The organism is Thioclava nitratireducens, from assembly GCF_001940525.2.
GTDB lineage: Bacteria > Pseudomonadota > Alphaproteobacteria > Rhodobacterales > Rhodobacteraceae > Thioclava > Thioclava nitratireducens.
Genome location: NZ_CP019437.1, coordinates 2,980,630 through 2,995,166 on the forward strand (window position 1 = coordinate 2,980,630; position 14,537 = coordinate 2,995,166).

Here is a 14,537-nt window from a genome sequence, read left to right on the forward strand (position 1 = left end):
GTTAACGCTGGGACGCCGCGCTGCGGCACCAATAAGGGCCAAATTTCATTGAGGATTCCCGCGCGTTTGCGGCTCATCTGGGAATTTCAATCCACAGCACGCAATATCTTGTGGATAGCGGCGCTGGCTTTGCGCAAAAAATGGGCAAATTCGCGGATCGTGTCGCTAGTGCCACAATCAAGACCTGCCACTAGATGTAGTCAGGGCCGGAATCGGCAATTTGGAGGGATGGTCGGGGCGGCGAGATTCGAACTCACGACCTTCTGTACCCAAAACAGACGCGCTACCAGGCTGCGCTACGCCCCGACGCCCTCTCCTTACAAAGAGGTTCGGCACAAGGAAAGGGTCATTCGCAGGGAAATGCGGCTTGTGCCGGATCGACGCTGGGATGCGCAAGCACCGCACCCGGCGCGATCCCGTAGCGCGCGGCCATCCCGGCATTGATCTCGAGCACGTAGCGTACCGGCGCGCCGGAAGGAATCGGCGTGTCGTCATTGGGAGTGGTGTTCGCCGCGACCTTCACCACGCGTCCTGCCGGATCGATGAAAACCATATCGAGCGGCAGCGGCGTGTCGTGCATCCAGAAGGCGACCTCGCGCGGGCGGTCATAGATGAAGAGCATCCCTGCCCCCGCCTCCATCTCGCGCCGACCCATCAGGCCCTGCGCACGCTCTGCACTGTCATCGGCAATCTCGATGGTGAAATTCACCAACTGGCCATCCGTGCGCAGAATCGCGAGATCGTCCCGGCATTGCGCTCCGTCCGCCGCGGCGATGCCCGGCGCCAAACTCAGAAGAAGGGCGGCGCTCAGCGCCCGGATTTCAAACCAGCATCCCATGCGAGCACCTGTGCCGCCATCCGCCCCCTCTTGCCTTCGATCACCCGAAGGCACACCGCTTCGCCGGGGCTGAGATCGGCGAAGCCCGACCGACGCAGAACTTCCATGTGAATGAAAATATCCTCTTCGTTTTCGAAGATGTTGGCAAAGCCGAATCCCTTGGCCTTTTCAAACCACTTCACCCTAGCCGGCTCCAGCGGCAGGGCCGCGATATCGTCGAAACTGTTGTCACCCAAATCTTCGATCGGCGCGACGGGCTCGCCTTCCGGGGGTAAAATCTCCAAGACCTCGACCGCCTGCGCGCCGCGCGGGGTCAGCTGCATCTGGACACGAATCCGTGCGCGGTCAGCAATCGAGCCCTGGCCGAAATTGCGAAGCACATTCGCGTGTAGAAGGATATCCGGCCCCCCTTCGCCATCGACGATGAAGCCGAACCCTTTGACTGGGTCGAACCATTTAACGGTGCCGGTGACTTCGCGAGGCTCGGCCTCCGACTCCCCCAGCATCTTCCATCCCGTTTGCATACTTCGGGCTTTCCTGTTCGCATTTCCGCCCGCACCTCACTCAGGAGATGCGGTATTCACGCGACACTTCAAGAGAATTCTCAAAGTTTCAAGACCCTATGCAATTCACGAAGCGCGAGTTTCAGGGGTTTAGGCGGGTCACTTCCCACGCATCGGCAAGGGTTTGCCGGCTCCAACGGAAACGATCGTGAAGGCGAAATGCGCCGTCCGCCCAAAATTCCAACTCCAAGGGCTTGATTCTGAACCCTCCCCAGAAAGGCGGTCGTTCCGGATTTGTGCCATGACCCGCCGTCACCTTCGCGACCTCCGCCATCAGCGCGCTGCGCGAGCTCAGCGGCTCACTTTGTCGCGAGGCCCAGGCCCCGAGACGCGATTTCAAGGAGCGCGACTTGTAATAGACATCGGCCTGCGGCCCTTCCTCGCGCTCAACCATACCGCGAACCCGAATCTGGCGGCGCAATGACTTCCAATGCATCACGAAAGCAGCTTTTCCGGCGCTCTCGATCTCCTGCGCCTTCACCGATCCGTAGTTGGTGTAGAAGACGAACGCCCCGCCCGAGGGCATGTCGCGCCCCTCTATTTCCTTGAGGAGAACCATGCGCGCATTGGGCAGCCCGTCCGGATCGACCGTCGCCAGCGCTATCGCATTGGGATCGTTGATCTCGGTCTCTTCGGCTTCGCTCAGCCAAGCCTGCGCGATCGCGAATGGATCGTCGCCCGCGAAAATTCCGGTTCTGTCACTCATACTCGCCTCCAGTCTGGCCCGTCGCATGGCACACCGTGCCCAACGCTCCGATCGGCAACACGATCCACACGATCATGCTTGACCGGAGGTCAGTAGCCTTGATGCGTCTTCACCTTTCGCCTAAAGCATTCGGACTTACCAGAGCGAAGCGGGGGGCAACCTGACATGTCGAACAACCTGATGGCGGGCAAACGCGGGCTGATCATGGGCCTTGCGAATGACAAATCCATCGCCTGGGGCATCGCCAAGGCCCTCGCGGATGCGGGAGCGGAACTCGCCTTCTCGTTCCAGGGCGAGGCGCTCAAGAAGCGCGTGGGACCGCTGGCCGAACAGCTCGGCTCCGAGATCCTCGTCGAATGCGACGTCGCCAACGGCGACTCGATCAAGAGCCTTTTCGAGACGCTTCGCACGCATTGGGACAGCATCGATTTCGTCGTCCACGCGATCGGTTTCTCCGACAAGTCGGAGCTGCGCGGGCGCTATGTCGACACCTCGCGCGACAACTTCAAAACCACGATGGACATCTCGGTCTATTCCTTCACCGCAGTGTGCAAGGAAGCTGCTGCGATGATGAACGAGGGCGGCTCGCTGCTCACGCTGACCTATTACGGTGCCGAGCAGGTCATGCCGCATTACAACGTGATGGGCGTGGCGAAAGCGGCGCTGGAAGCCAGTGTGATGTATATCGCAGAGGACCTCGGCAAGGACGGAATCCGCTGCAACGCGATCTCCGCCGGTCCGATCAAGACGCTCGCGGCTTCGGGCATCGGCGATTTCCGCTACATCATGAAGTGGAACGAGCTGAACTCGCCGCTGCGCCGCAACGTGACGCAGGAAGAGGTCGGCAAGGCCGCGCTCTACCTGCTCTCCGATCTCGGCTCCGGCACCACCGGCGAGACGCTGCATGTCGACGCGGGCTATCACGTCGTGGGCATGAAAGCGGTCGACGCGCCCGATATCGACGTGGTCACCAAGCGGAAGGAATGAGATGACCCTCGCGGCCCTCACCGCGATCTATTTCGTGCATCTGGCCGCGGCGATGTCGCCGGGGCCAGCTGTGCTGCTGGCCGCGCGCACGGGACTGCGCGACGGGTTCCAGCGCGGCATCTGGCTCGCACTCGGGATCGGCTTGGGCGCGGTTATCTGGGCGGCGGCGGCCCTGTTCGGTCTCGCCCTCGTCTTCAAGATCGCCCCTGCCCTGCTTACCACGCTGAAAATCGCCGGCGCGGCCTATCTGCTGTGGCTCGCATACAAGATGTGGCGCCATGCGGACGATCCGATGGACGATGAGATTCCCGACCTGCCCCGCACCCGCTCGGCTCCGCGTCTGATCTGGCTCGGCATCTCGACCCAGCTCGCCAACCCGAAACCCGCCGTATTCTTCGGCACCGTCTTCCTGACCTTCATCCCGCCCTCGGCGCCCGCATGGGCCTATGCCGCGATCCTCGGCATCGTGATGTTCAACGATGCGGGATGGAACGTCATCGTCGCGCGGATATTCTCGCTCGAGAAGACGCGCGCGGCCTATCTGAACCTGAAAACCGTGATCGAGCGCTGCTTCGGCGGCCTGCTGGCGCTGCTCGGTCTGAAACTCGCTCTGAGCTGAGGAGACCCCCGATGTCCGATCGTCTGCCGCATGAAAAAGGCTTCCACGTCAGCTGGGACCAAATCCACCGGGACGCCCGTGCGCTGGCATGGCGCCTCGACGGCAAGGGGCCGGGCGACGGCAGCTGGCGCGCCGTGGTAGGCATCACCCGTGGCGGCCTCGTTCCGGCGGCGATCGTCGCGCGCGAACTGGACATCCGCACGGTCGATACGATCTCGGTCAAAAGCTACAACCATCAGGAACAACGCGAAGCGCAGGTCATCAAGCCCACGCAGGAGAGCCTGATGGAAAACGGCGGCGAAGGCGTGCTGATCGTTGACGACCTCGTCGATACCGGCAACACGCTGAAGCTGGTGCGCGACCTCTTCCCGAAGGCGCAATTCGCCACAGTCTACGCCAAGCCGATGGGCGCACCGCTGGTCGACACCTTCATCACCGAAGTCAGCCAGGACACTTGGATCTTCTTCCCCTGGGACATGGCGCTGCAATATGTGCAACCCTATCGCGGCACGGACTGATCAGTGCGGTTCGGCGCACCCGGAACCCCTCTCGGGCGGTTCCTGCACTGGCTTTTCGAGGTCAGCCTGATCATCAAGGCGATCTTCGAGATTGCGGAAACGCTGTCCGGCCTCGCGCTTCTCGGGCTGCCGAAGAATGCGGTCTTCGACGCCGCGCATTGGCTGACCGCGCGCGAGCTGCGCGAGGATCCCAATGACCGCATCGCCAATGCGTTCCTCAACGCGGCCCATCACTTCTCGATCCAGACTCAGGATTTCTACGGCTTCTACTTCACCAGCCACGGCTTGCTGAAGCTGGTCGTGGTGATCCTGCTGATCCGCGGACTGATCTGGGCCTACCCGATGGCGATCGTGATGATGACCGGCTTCGTGGCCTACCAGATGTATCTCTACAGTCTGAACCATGGCGCGGGCATGCTGGCGCTGACGGTGCTGGATCTCGTGGTCATCGCGCTGACCCTACGCGAGTGGTATGTGCGGCACAGCTTCGCATGGCGCAACCACCATGAGGGACGCAGCTAGGGCGCGCTGCCCCCTTCTCTGCCTCCGTTTGCGCCTCACCCCCGGATATTCCCGACAAGAGAAAGCGCAGCCCCTTCTTCTCGATCCAAATATCCCCACCGGAGGCTCCCGCCTCTTGCCAAGCGCGCGGCGCTCTGCTGATCTCGCGCCGATCAGCCAAGAGGACCTTCATGCCCCATCCGCTCAACCCCGCACTCGCCGCCACCTTCCCGCCCCCGGTCATGGAGGCGCGGCGCTGGCTCGACGGGGTCGAGTTCACCGCCGATCGCCCGCTGATCAATGTCTCGCAGGCAGCCCCCGTCGATCCGCCGCCCGAGGCGCTGCGCCAAGCCATCGCCGAAGCCGCGCTGAATGATCCGCAGGCGCATCTCTACGGCCCTGTTCTGGGCCTTCCCGATCTGCGCGCGGAACTCGCGCATCAATGGTCGCTGGCCTATGGCGGCGAGGTCGCGGCGCGTCAGGTCGCGATCACCCAAGGCTGCAATCAGGCGTTCTGCGCGACGCTGGCCACGCTCGCAGGCCCGGGCGACGAGGTGATCCTGCCGACGCCTTGGTATTTCAATCACAAGATGTGGCTCGACATGGCGGGCGTGCACACGGTGCCGCTCGCCCCCGGCGCGGGGCTACTGCCCGATCCCGAGGAGGCCGCCGCGAAGATCACCGGCAAGACCCGGGCGATCGTGCTCGTCTCGCCCAACAACCCGGGCGGGGCGGAATATCCGGCCGAGCTGCTGCGCGCCTTCGCCGATCTGGCCAAGCGTCACAAGCTCGCGCTGATCGTGGACGAGACCTATCGCGACTTCGACTCGCGCAATGGCGCTCCGCATGACCTGTTCTCCGATCCCGACTGGCCGGACTATTTCATCCATCTCTATTCCTTCTCGAAAGCCTATCGCCTGACTGGGCATCGCGTCGGCGCCATCGTCGCAGGCGAGGCGCGCCTCGCAGAAGTGGAGAAATTTCTCGACACGGTGGCCATCTGCCCCTCGCAGCTTGGTCAGATGGCAGCGCTGTGGGGGATGGTTCACCTGTCGCAATGGGTCGCGGGCGAGCGCGAGGAAATCCTGCGTCGCCGCACCGCGATGGAGGCGGCCTTCGCCGATCTCGAAGGCTGGAAGATGCTGGGCTGCGGCGCCTATTTCGCCTATGTCACCCATCCCGATCCGCGCCCCTCTCCTGATTTCGCGCAGGCTCTGGTGCGCGAGGCGGGCGTGCTGATGCTGCCCGGCACGATGTTCATGCCACAGGGCGCAAACGGAGCCGCGCAGCAGATGCGGATCGCCTTCGCCAATGTCGACAGTGACGGGATCGCGGCGCTGCGCGACCGGCTGGCGAGCCTCGCGCGCAGCTAGCCTTGCAGGCCAGTAATCAAAGCCCTAAACAGCGCCAAAAGACAATTCCCGAGGAGGACCCCCGATGAAGATGCGCAGCCACGGCAAGAGTGTCGTCGTCTGGATCTTGCTGGCCATGCTGATCCTTGGTCTCGGCGGTTTCGGGCTACGCAGCTTCTCCGGTTCGGCCAAGTCGGTCGGCGCGGTCGGCGAGACCAAGATCACCGTGGACGATTACGCTCGCGCGCTGCGTCAGGAAATGCAGCAGCGCTCGCAGCAGCTTGGCCAGGCGGTGACGATGGCGCAGATGAAGGCGTCGGGCGCGGACCAGCGGGTGCTGGGCAAGCTGATCGGTCAGGCCGCGATCGGTGAGGGCGCGCGGCGTCTTGGCGTCTCGGTCGGCGACAAGCAGCTGCAGCAGAAGATCTACGACATCCCGGCCTTCCAGAACGCCTCGGGCAAGTTCGACCGCGAGACCTACAAGTTCGCGCTGCGCCAGCAAGGCTATTCCGAGCAGCAATTCGAAGCGCAGCTGCGCGACGATCTCGCCCGCTCGATCATTCAGGGCGCAGTCGCGGGCGGCGTGGATGCCCCCAAGCCCGTCGTGGATGCCTATACGCAATATGTAGGCGAGAAGCGCGGCTTCACTTGGGCGGAAGTGACGGAGAGCGATCTGACCAAGGCGATCCCGGATCCGACGGACGAGCAGCTCAAAACCTATTACAACGACCATATCGATCAGTTCACCGCGCCCGAGACGCGTGACATCACCTATGCATGGCTGACGCCTGAGATGCTGGCCGACAAGGTGAAGATCGACGACGCCACGCTGAAGGCCGAATACGAGCGTCGGATCGACGAGTTCAAGCAGCCCGAAAAGCGCCTCGTGGAGCGTCTCGTCTATTCCGACATGGATGCCGCGAAAGCCGCTAAAGCCAAGCTGGACGGCGGCGCGACCTTTGCCGATCTTGCGAAGGATCGCGGCCTGACGCTGGACGATGCCGATCTGGGCGACGTGACTCGCGACGATCTGGGCAAGGCCGCCGACGCGGTCTTCTCGGCCGAAAACAACACCGTGGTCGGCCCCGTCGAGACCGATCTGGGCCCGGCGCTGTTCAAGGTGAACGGCATCATCGATGCACAGGAGACCTCGTTCGCCGACGCGCGCGACGAACTGGCGGGCGATGCCGAGGCCGAGAAGGCGCGCAACGAGATCGGCAAGATGAGTGAAAACCTGCAGGACCGTCTGGCCGGAGGCGCGACTCTGGAGGAGATGGCCAAGGAAACCGACATGGAGCTTGGCCAGATCGGTTTCACCGCCGACAGCACCGACGGCATCGCGGGCTATGACGAATTCCGCAAGGCGGCGAACGAGGCGACGACCGACGCCTATCCCGAGCTGCAGACCCTGTCGGATGGCGGCGTCTTCGCGTTGCGCCTGAACAAGATCGTGCCGCCCCAGCCCAAGCCCTTCGACGAGGTGAAGAGCGACGTGGCCGATGCGTGGCGCGCCGATCAGGTCGTGCAGGCGGAAGAGGCCCGCGCCAAGGAGATCGTCTTTGCGGTCGAGGGCGGCAAGTCGCTGGGCGAGACCGGCGTGCTGACCACCAAGGTGGCGAGCATCGGGCGCGGCGGCTATTCCGACGAACTGCCGCCGCCCGTGGTCTCGAAGGTCTTCAAGACCGAACCGGGCAAGCCGGCGCAGATCACCGCCAGCGGCAAGGTCTATGTCTTCGTCACCGACAAGGTCATCCCGGCGGATATGGAAGATGCTGACACCAAGCTGATCTCGGGTCAGATCGGCAAACAGCTGTCGAACTCGCTGGCCAATGACCTGCTCAATTTCTACGCGACCGCCGTGGAGTCGGAGGCCGGGCTCGATCTCGACAGCCAGACCGTGACCGCGGTGCAGTCGCAGATGCAGTAAGGAGGCCCGTCGTGGTCGCTCTCTCCCCCTCTTTCGAGGCGTTCGAGGAACGCTGGGCCAAGGGTGAAAATCAGTTGGTCTACGCCCGGCTCGCGGCCGATCTGGACACGCCCGTCTCGCTGATGCTCAAGCTCGCCGAGGCGCAGCCGAATTCCTTCATGCTGGAATCGGTGACCGGTGGGGAGGTGCGCGGACGCTACTCGATCGTCGGCATGAAGCCTGACGTGATCTGGGAGTGCCGGGGCGAGCAGGCGCGGATCAACCGCTCGGCGCGCTTCGACGAGGCATGGGAAGATCTTCCGGGCCACCCGTTCGATAGCCTGCGGGCGCTGATCGCGGAGAGTCGCATCGACATGCCCGACGATCTGCCTGCCGCGGCGGCGGGTCTGTTCGGCTATCTCGGCTATGACACGATCCGGCTGGTGGAGAAGCTGCCGAACGTGAACCCCGATCCGTTGGGCGTACCCGACGCGATGCTGCTGCGCCCGTCGGTCGTGGCCGTACTCGACGGGGTGAAGGGCGACGTGATCATCTGCGCGCCGGCCTTCCAGTCGGCCGGTCTGTCGGCGCGCGCCGCGTATGCGCAGGCCGCCGAGCGCGTCTCGGATGCGCTGCGCGATCTCGACCGCACGCCGGTCGAGAGCCGGGATCTGGGCGAGAGCCTGCAGGTCGGCGAGATGCGCTCGAACTTCACCAAGGAGGGCTACATGTCCGCCGTGGAGACCGCGAAGGATTACATCCGCGCGGGAGACATCTTCCAGGTGGTTCCGGCGCAGCGCTGGTCGGCGCATTTCCCGCTGCCGCCCTTCGCGCTTTACCGCAGCTTGCGACGCACCAACCCCTCCCCCTTCATGTTCTTCCTGAACTTCGGAGGCTTCCAGATCGTGGGCGCGTCGCCTGAAATCCTCGTGCGGGTCCGCGAGGGCGAGGTGACGATCCGCCCGATCGCGGGCACCCGCCCGCGCGGGGCTACCCCTGCCGAGGACAAGGCGCTGGAAGAGGATCTACTGGCCGACAAGAAGGAGCTGGCCGAGCACCTGATGCTGCTCGATCTCGGTCGCAACGATGTCGGCCGCGTCTCGAAGATCGGCTCCGTGCACCCGACCGAGAAGTTCATCATCGAGCGATACAGCCACGTCATGCATATCGTCTCGAACGTGGTGGGCGAGCTCAGCGACGATCAGGACGCGCTCTCGGCGCTGCTGGCCGGTCTGCCCGCGGGCACTGTCTCGGGCGCGCCCAAGGTTCGCGCAATGGAAATCATCGACGAGCTGGAGCCCGAGAAGCGCGGCATTTATGGCGGTGGCGTGGGCTATTTCGCGGCCAATGGCGAGATGGACATGTGCATCGCGCTGCGCACGGCGGTGGTGAAGGACAAGACGCTCTACATTCAGGCGGGCGGCGGCGTGGTCTATGACAGCGACCCCGAGGCGGAATGGCAGGAGACGGTCAATAAGTCCAAAGCGCTGCGCAAGGCCGCCGAGGATGCGGGGCTGTTCGTGGCGACACGCGGCAACGGCTGAGCACCGTCACCACAGGCGAAAATGGAAAACGCGGGCTTACTGGCCCGCGTTTTCCATTTTCGGCTCGGTCTCCGGGGCGGGCGCAGCTTGCGTCACGGTATCAAGTGCGAGCGCCGAGACCGGGGTGAGCGTCACCTTGTCCTGCGCGTCTACATACCAATCCTCGATCCCCTGGAACGACTCCGGCCAAGCGGACAGCATTACCACTACCGAGCCATTGCGCTCTGCTTCGAAATCGGCGCGCGCCAGCATCCGCGAGATCACGGCAGCCTTCTCGCGCCCGTCATCGATCACGCGCCAGACCTGCGCGCGCGGCAGATCGGCGGAGATCGCGATCTGGTTGGCGCTGTCGAACCCCTTCTTCTGCGTGACCACGCCCAGCCCGCTGCGCCCGAGCGCCGAGACCATCTGACGCGCGAGCGGACGGTTGTTCTGGAACTGCGGCTCCGGCGGCTCCACGACGGCGACGGCCTCGGGGATCACGTGACGCCACGCCTCGAGCGCCACCTCGACATCCTCGGGGGCGGCATTGGCGGGCAGACCGGACGCAAGGATCGCGACCTCGAACCCCGCCGCGCGGAAGGCTTTGGCATCTTCGGCAGCGCCGTCCCGGGTTGGATCGATCGCGATGGTCATCGGCAGATCGCTCGCCGTGATCGTCGCCGGATCGAGCCCGCCCCTCGCCACGCCCGGATCGATCAGAACCAGCGAAATCTCCGGCTTGTCGCCGGCTGGCGCGGGGGCTGCGAATTTCTCGATCGGGCTCAGGTCAGCCGCATCGACCTGCGCGGTCCCCGGCGCATCCTGCGCGCCGCCGCCGTCAGGTCCGTCCCCGAGGGAGGGCGGCGCCGAAGGCGTCACCTGCGGCAAGCGATCCACCACGACGCCGGGCGCTGATTTGAACCCGCTCGCGGGCTTGCCCGGCATCGAGGGCACATCCTGCAACGAGAAGATGCGCGGCTTGGTCGGCACCGCATCCCCGCCTTGCGGGAGGGCGCGCCCAGCGGGCAGGTCCGGGCTTGCCGATGGGTCGGTCGAAATCTCGGGTTTATCCGCCTGCGCGGTGTCGATCCCCTCCCCTTCGGACGGCAACCGATCAGGTGCGGGCATGTCCGCCAGGGACGGAGCCGTTTGGGGCTCCGGTTTGGGGGGCGTCAGTTTGGCCCCGGGCAGTGCGGGCATATCGGTCGCGACGACAGCCGTATTCCCCTGATCGGCGGGCGGCATTGCTTTCTCGGGCGCTTCCGGCGGCTGCAAGCTCACCTCCGGCAAGGCGGGCATCTCGGCTGCCGGCGCATTTTCTGCAGTCATATCCGGCTGCGCCTCGCGGGCGGCGGGCGTCGTCGCAGGTGTGTCCATTGTCGGCGCGCTCATCGCCGACGCGACATTCGGGGCTTCCGGCGATGTCTCGCGCGCAGGCGCGGGCTCGATCACCGGCGCAACCTCGGGTGCGGTGTCGGGCGCAGGCGCACCTTGCAGAGCGGAAGGCGGGACGCTGGCCGGTTGCGCGCCCGCCTCCGGCGCGATCGGCGCGGCGAGCGCGACCGTCTCGCCTTGCGCTTCGGGACGCGGCTCGGCCATGTCGGTCGACATCTCGGGGCGCGCGGCGCTTTGAATTTCGTCGGCACTGGGCGGCGCGAGGCTTGGCTGCGGCTCGGACACGCGGGGCGCCCGGGTCGGTGCCGAGAGCGGCGCCCCGTCCGGGGTCGGCATCGCGGGCGTTCGATCGGTCGCCGGACGCGAGAAATCGGAGCCCGCGGGCAAGTCCACATTCGCGGGTTCTTCGGGCGTCGGGCTTCCGGCGAGCTTGATCTCCGCGCCGGGCTCTTTCGGGGCCGGGAAGATCAACGACATCACCGCCGTGCCGAAAACCGCGACCAGCAGACCGGCCAGCCCGCCCTTCATCACAGATCGCATCATTGCCTGCCTCCATCTTCACCGCTCTTGATACGCGGCTTTTCCCGGGGACTGCCCTTGACCCCGGCCCTTCGCTGATAGCATCTATAGCCCGACCCGATCCCCGGTTCACCCCCCTTGATAGGCGCATCCGCGCCTGACCGCATCGGGGACACCGGGGGCCAACAAACGAAAGGGCCCGGCCATGCTGCTGCTCATCGATAATTATGACAGCTTCACCTACAATTTGGTGCACTATTTTGGCGAGCTGGGCGCCGATGTGAAGGTCTGGCGTAACGACGCGCTGAACGTTCAGGACGCGATGGGCATGGGTGCCGAGGCGATCGTACTCTCGCCCGGGCCTTGCGATCCCGATCAAGCCGGCATCTGCCTGCCGCTGGTGATGGCCGCGGCCGAGGCCAAGCTGCCGCTGTTCGGCGTCTGTCTGGGGCATCAGACCATCGGTCAGGCCTTCGGCGGGAAAGTCGTGCGCGCCTCCGAGATCGTGCATGGCAAGATGGGCGAGATCCGCCACGAGGGCAAAGGCTGCTTCAAGGGCCTGCCCTCTCCGCTGAAAGCCACGCGCTACCACTCGCTGATCGTGGAGCGCGAGAGCCTGCCCGACTGCCTCGAGATCACCGCCGAGCTGGATGACGGCACGATCATGGGGCTGCGCCATCGCGAGTTGCCGATCGAGGGCGTGCAGTTCCACCCGGAATCCATCGCCTCAGAGCATGGCCACGCGATGCTGAAGAATTTCCTGACAGAGGCAGGCGTCAGCCTGAAGGTGCCCGCATGAGCCAGCCCATGAGCGAAGCGATGAAGCCGCTGATCTACTCGGCCTCCGAAGGGCCGCTGAGCCGCGCGCAGGCAGAGATGGCCTTCGAAATCCTGTTCAACGGCGAAGCTTCTCCCGCGCAGGTCGGCGGCTTGTTGATGGCGCTGAGGGCGCGCGGGGAATCCGTGTCGGAATATGCCGCTGCCGCCGCCGCGATGCGCGCGAAATGCGTGCCGGTCAAAGCCCCCGAAGGCGCAATCGACATCGTCGGGACCGGCGGCGACGGGATGCACACGCTCAACATCTCGACGGCTGCGGCCTTCGTCGTGGCGGGCGCGGGCGTTCCGGTCGCAAAGCATGGCAACCGCGCGGCCTCGTCGAAATCGGGCACGGCGGATGTGCAGTCCGAGCTCGGCATTGACGTGATGGCGGGGCCGGAGGCGACAGAGCGCGGTCTGGCCGAGGCGAATATCGGCTTCATGATGGCGCAGATCCACCACCCCGCGATGCGTCATGTCGGGTCGGTGCGTCAGGAGTTGGGCTGCAAGACGATCTTCAACATCCTCGGCCCGCTGACCAACCCCGCAGGCGTGAAGCGACAGCTGACCGGGGCCTTCGCGCCCGACCTGATCTTCCCGATGGCCGAGACGTTGCAGATGCTCGGCTCCGAGAAGGCATGGCTTGTCCATGGCTCGGACGGCACCGACGAGATCACCATCTGCGGCACGACCGAAGTCGCCGCGCTGGAAAACGGCCGGATCGAGTCGATCCAGATCCACCCCGAGGATGCAGGGTTGCCCGTCCATCGCTTCCGCGATCTGATCGGCGGCACCGCAGCCGAGAACGCCGCCGCCCTGCGCGCACTGCTCGAGGGGGAGCCCTCGGCCTATCGCGACGCGGTGATCTTCAACGCCGCCGCCGCGCTCGTCGTGGCCGACAAGGTCTCGGACCTGAAATCCGGGGCGGAAATGGCGGCCGAGAGCATCGACAGCGGAAAGGCCAAGACCGCTCTGGAAACGCTGGCCCGCATCACGCAGGAGGTCGCCGGATGAGCACGATCCTCGACAAGATCAAGGCCTACAAGCTTGAAGAGATCAAAGCGGCCAAAACCGCCCGCCCGCTGAGCGAGGTTGAAGCTCAGGCCAAGGCGCAGGCGCCCACGCGCGGTTTTGCCAACGCCCTGACCGCGAAGGCGGAAACGGGCTACGGGCTGATCGCCGAGATCAAGAAGGCCTCGCCCTCGAAAGGACTGATCCGCCCCGATTTCGACCCGCCCGCGCTGGCCAAAGCCTATGAGGCAGGCGGCGCGGCCTGCCTGTCGGTGCTGACCGACACGCCGTCTTTTCAGGGCGCGCCGGAATTCCTGTCGGCGGCGCGTGCGGCCTGCTCGCTGCCCGCGCTGCGCAAGGATTTCCTCTATGACACCTATCAGGTCGCGGAGGCCCGCGCCTGGGGCGCCGATTGCATCCTGATCATCATGGCTTCGGTCGAGGATGATCTTGCGGCTGAGCTGGAAGACGCAGCCTTTGGTTGGGGCATGGATGTGCTGGTCGAAGTGCATGACATGGAAGAGACCGAGCGCGCGCTCAAACATCTGAAATCGCCGCTTCTGGGCGTGAACAACCGCAACCTGAAGACCTTCGAGGTCACGCTCGACGTGACCCGCGAACTTGCACCGAGCATCCTCGCCGAGGGCCGCGATCTGGTCTGCGAAAGCGGCATCTTCACCCGCGACGACATGGCCGCGATGGCCGAGGTCGGCGCGCGCCGCTTCCTGATCGGCGAAAGCCTGATGCGGCAGGACGATGTCGCGGGCGCCACCCGGACGCTTCTGGAGGTCGCATGAGCCTGTCGCATTTCGACAAGGACGGTCAGGCCCATATGGTCGACGTCTCGGATAAGGACGTGACCGACCGCATCGCCGTGGCCGAGGGGCGCGTGGTAATGCTGCCCGAGACGCTGGATTATGTCCTGAAGGGCACCGCGAAGAAGGGCGACGTTCTGGGCATCGCGCGGATCGCGGGCATCATGGCCGCGAAGAAGACCTCCGATCTGATCCCGCTCTGTCACCCGCTGCCGATCACCAAGGTCACGCTCGATCTGGAACCCGACGAGGCGCTGCCTGGTGTGCGCATCCGCGCCACCGTGAAAACCTCGGGTCAGACCGGCGTCGAGATGGAGGCGCTGACCGCCGTGTCGGCGGCTGCGCTGACAGTCTATGACATGCTCAAGGCGGTCGAGAAATCCATGCAGATCGAGGGTATCCGCGTCGTGCTGAAAGACGGCGGGAAATCCGGCAAATACGAGGCTGAAGGGAGCGCAACATGAG

General features: G+C 64.9%; 15 protein-coding genes and 1 tRNA gene. 11 read left to right on the forward strand and 5 right to left on the reverse strand.

The window, feature by feature from the left end; all coding sequences use genetic code 11:
- Positions 1–229: 229 nt before the first annotated feature.
- The 4 genes from BMG03_RS14170 to pdxH all read right to left on the reverse strand — a co-directional run bounded on the left by BMG03_RS14170 (position 230) and on the right by pdxH (position 2,107).
- Positions 230–306 (reverse strand) — tRNA-Pro (locus BMG03_RS14170).
- A 40-nt stretch (positions 307–346) separates the two neighbouring features.
- Positions 347–838, reverse strand: coding sequence for a DUF192 domain-containing protein (locus BMG03_RS14175; RefSeq protein ID WP_075775646.1), 492 nt, complete (start codon positions 836–838; stop codon positions 347–349).
- Entirely contained in the window at positions 808–1,362 is a 555-nt protein-coding gene (locus tag BMG03_RS14180; protein WP_240496975.1) for a cold-shock protein, read from the reverse strand. Before BMG03_RS14180 ends, BMG03_RS14175 begins: the two co-directional genes overlap by 31 nt.
- Positions 1,363–1,483: 121 nt before the next feature.
- A complete protein-coding gene (gene pdxH / locus BMG03_RS14185) occupies positions 1,484–2,107 on the reverse strand; it encodes a pyridoxamine 5'-phosphate oxidase (RefSeq protein ID WP_075775647.1) in 624 nt (207 codons plus the stop codon).
- 165 nt (positions 2,108–2,272) lie between these two features.
- Between pdxH and fabI the strand changes: the two genes are divergently transcribed.
- From fabI to trpE, 7 genes are all read left to right on the forward strand, one after another.
- Positions 2,273–3,094 carry an enoyl-ACP reductase FabI gene (gene fabI, locus BMG03_RS14190; protein WP_075775648.1) on the forward strand — a complete coding sequence of 274 codons (822 nt, stop codon included), beginning with the start codon at positions 2,273–2,275 and terminating at the stop codon, positions 3,092–3,094.
- Between the two features lies 1 nt (position 3,095).
- Positions 3,096–3,713: a LysE family translocator gene (locus BMG03_RS14195; protein ID WP_075775649.1), complete on the forward strand. Its 618-nt coding sequence runs from the start codon at positions 3,096–3,098 to the stop codon at positions 3,711–3,713.
- 11 nt (positions 3,714–3,724) lie between these two features.
- Positions 3,725–4,231 carry a xanthine phosphoribosyltransferase gene (gene gpt / locus BMG03_RS14200; RefSeq protein ID WP_075775650.1) on the forward strand — a complete coding sequence of 169 codons (507 nt, stop codon included), beginning with the start codon at positions 3,725–3,727 and terminating at the stop codon, positions 4,229–4,231.
- 3 nt (positions 4,232–4,234) lie between these two features.
- A complete protein-coding gene (locus tag BMG03_RS14205; protein ID WP_075775651.1) occupies positions 4,235–4,753 on the forward strand; it encodes a DUF2127 domain-containing protein in 519 nt (172 codons plus the stop codon).
- A gap of 170 nt (positions 4,754–4,923) precedes the next feature.
- The gene (locus BMG03_RS14210) at positions 4,924–6,105 is read left to right on the forward strand and encodes an aminotransferase (protein ID WP_075775652.1); all 1,182 of its coding nucleotides are present in this window, start codon (positions 4,924–4,926) and stop codon (positions 6,103–6,105) included.
- A 64-nt stretch (positions 6,106–6,169) separates the two neighbouring features.
- The gene (locus tag BMG03_RS14215) at positions 6,170–8,011 is read left to right on the forward strand and encodes a peptidylprolyl isomerase (RefSeq protein ID WP_077701276.1); all 1,842 of its coding nucleotides are present in this window, start codon (positions 6,170–6,172) and stop codon (positions 8,009–8,011) included.
- Between the two features lie 11 nt (positions 8,012–8,022).
- Positions 8,023–9,534: an anthranilate synthase component I gene (gene trpE / locus BMG03_RS14220; protein WP_075775653.1), complete on the forward strand. Its 1,512-nt coding sequence runs from the start codon at positions 8,023–8,025 to the stop codon at positions 9,532–9,534.
- Positions 9,535–9,570: 36 nt separating this feature from the next.
- Here the strand turns inward: trpE and BMG03_RS14225 are convergent, their stop codons facing one another.
- A complete protein-coding gene (locus tag BMG03_RS14225; protein WP_075775654.1) occupies positions 9,571–11,454 on the reverse strand; it encodes a divergent polysaccharide deacetylase family protein in 1,884 nt (627 codons plus the stop codon).
- Between the two features lie 181 nt (positions 11,455–11,635).
- Between BMG03_RS14225 and BMG03_RS14230 the strand changes: the two genes are divergently transcribed.
- The 4 genes from BMG03_RS14230 to moaC are packed head-to-tail and all read left to right on the forward strand — an operon-like array spanning position 11,636 to position 14,536.
- The gene (locus BMG03_RS14230) at positions 11,636–12,229 is read left to right on the forward strand and encodes an anthranilate synthase component II (protein WP_075775655.1); all 594 of its coding nucleotides are present in this window, start codon (positions 11,636–11,638) and stop codon (positions 12,227–12,229) included.
- Positions 12,230–12,237: 8 nt separating this feature from the next.
- Positions 12,238–13,260 (forward strand): anthranilate phosphoribosyltransferase, encoded by a 1,023-nt coding sequence (trpD, locus tag BMG03_RS14235; protein WP_075775656.1) that lies wholly within the window; start codon positions 12,238–12,240, stop codon positions 13,258–13,260.
- Positions 13,257–14,054 (forward strand): indole-3-glycerol phosphate synthase TrpC, encoded by a 798-nt coding sequence (trpC, locus tag BMG03_RS14240; RefSeq protein WP_075775657.1) that lies wholly within the window; start codon positions 13,257–13,259, stop codon positions 14,052–14,054. Before trpD ends, trpC begins: the two co-directional genes overlap by 4 nt.
- Positions 14,051–14,536 (forward strand): cyclic pyranopterin monophosphate synthase MoaC, encoded by a 486-nt coding sequence (gene moaC / locus BMG03_RS14245; RefSeq protein ID WP_075775658.1) that lies wholly within the window; start codon positions 14,051–14,053, stop codon positions 14,534–14,536. Before trpC ends, moaC begins: the two co-directional genes overlap by 4 nt.
- The last annotated feature ends 1 nt before the right edge of the window (position 14,537 follow it).

What these genes read in the sequence shown, in the direction of transcription:
- BMG03_RS14180 (WP_240496975.1), bottom strand. Translation starts at nt 1,362, where the DNA reads ATGCAAACGGGATGGAAGATGCTGGGGGAGTCGGAGGCCGAGCCTCGC.
- BMG03_RS14215 (WP_077701276.1), top strand. Translation starts at nt 6,170, where the DNA reads ATGAAGATGCGCAGCCACGGCAAGAGTGTCGTCGTCTGGATCTTGCTG.
- moaC (WP_075775658.1), top strand. Translation starts at nt 14,051, where the DNA reads ATGAGCCTGTCGCATTTCGACAAGGACGGTCAGGCCCATATGGTCGAC.
- BMG03_RS14230 (WP_075775655.1), top strand. Translation starts at nt 11,636, where the DNA reads ATGCTGCTGCTCATCGATAATTATGACAGCTTCACCTACAATTTGGTG.
- BMG03_RS14210 (WP_075775652.1), top strand. Translation starts at nt 4,924, where the DNA reads ATGCCCCATCCGCTCAACCCCGCACTCGCCGCCACCTTCCCGCCCCCG.
- fabI (WP_075775648.1), top strand. Translation starts at nt 2,273, where the DNA reads ATGTCGAACAACCTGATGGCGGGCAAACGCGGGCTGATCATGGGCCTT.
- gpt (WP_075775650.1), top strand. Translation starts at nt 3,725, where the DNA reads ATGTCCGATCGTCTGCCGCATGAAAAAGGCTTCCACGTCAGCTGGGAC.
- BMG03_RS14225 (WP_075775654.1), bottom strand. Translation starts at nt 11,454, where the DNA reads ATGATGCGATCTGTGATGAAGGGCGGGCTGGCCGGTCTGCTGGTCGCG.
- BMG03_RS14195 (WP_075775649.1), top strand. Translation starts at nt 3,096, where the DNA reads ATGACCCTCGCGGCCCTCACCGCGATCTATTTCGTGCATCTGGCCGCG.
- pdxH (WP_075775647.1), bottom strand. Translation starts at nt 2,107, where the DNA reads ATGAGTGACAGAACCGGAATTTTCGCGGGCGACGATCCATTCGCGATC.
- trpC (WP_075775657.1), top strand. Translation starts at nt 13,257, where the DNA reads ATGAGCACGATCCTCGACAAGATCAAGGCCTACAAGCTTGAAGAGATC.
- BMG03_RS14175 (WP_075775646.1), bottom strand. Translation starts at nt 838, where the DNA reads ATGGGATGCTGGTTTGAAATCCGGGCGCTGAGCGCCGCCCTTCTTCTG.
- trpD (WP_075775656.1), top strand. Translation starts at nt 12,238, where the DNA reads ATGAGCGAAGCGATGAAGCCGCTGATCTACTCGGCCTCCGAAGGGCCG.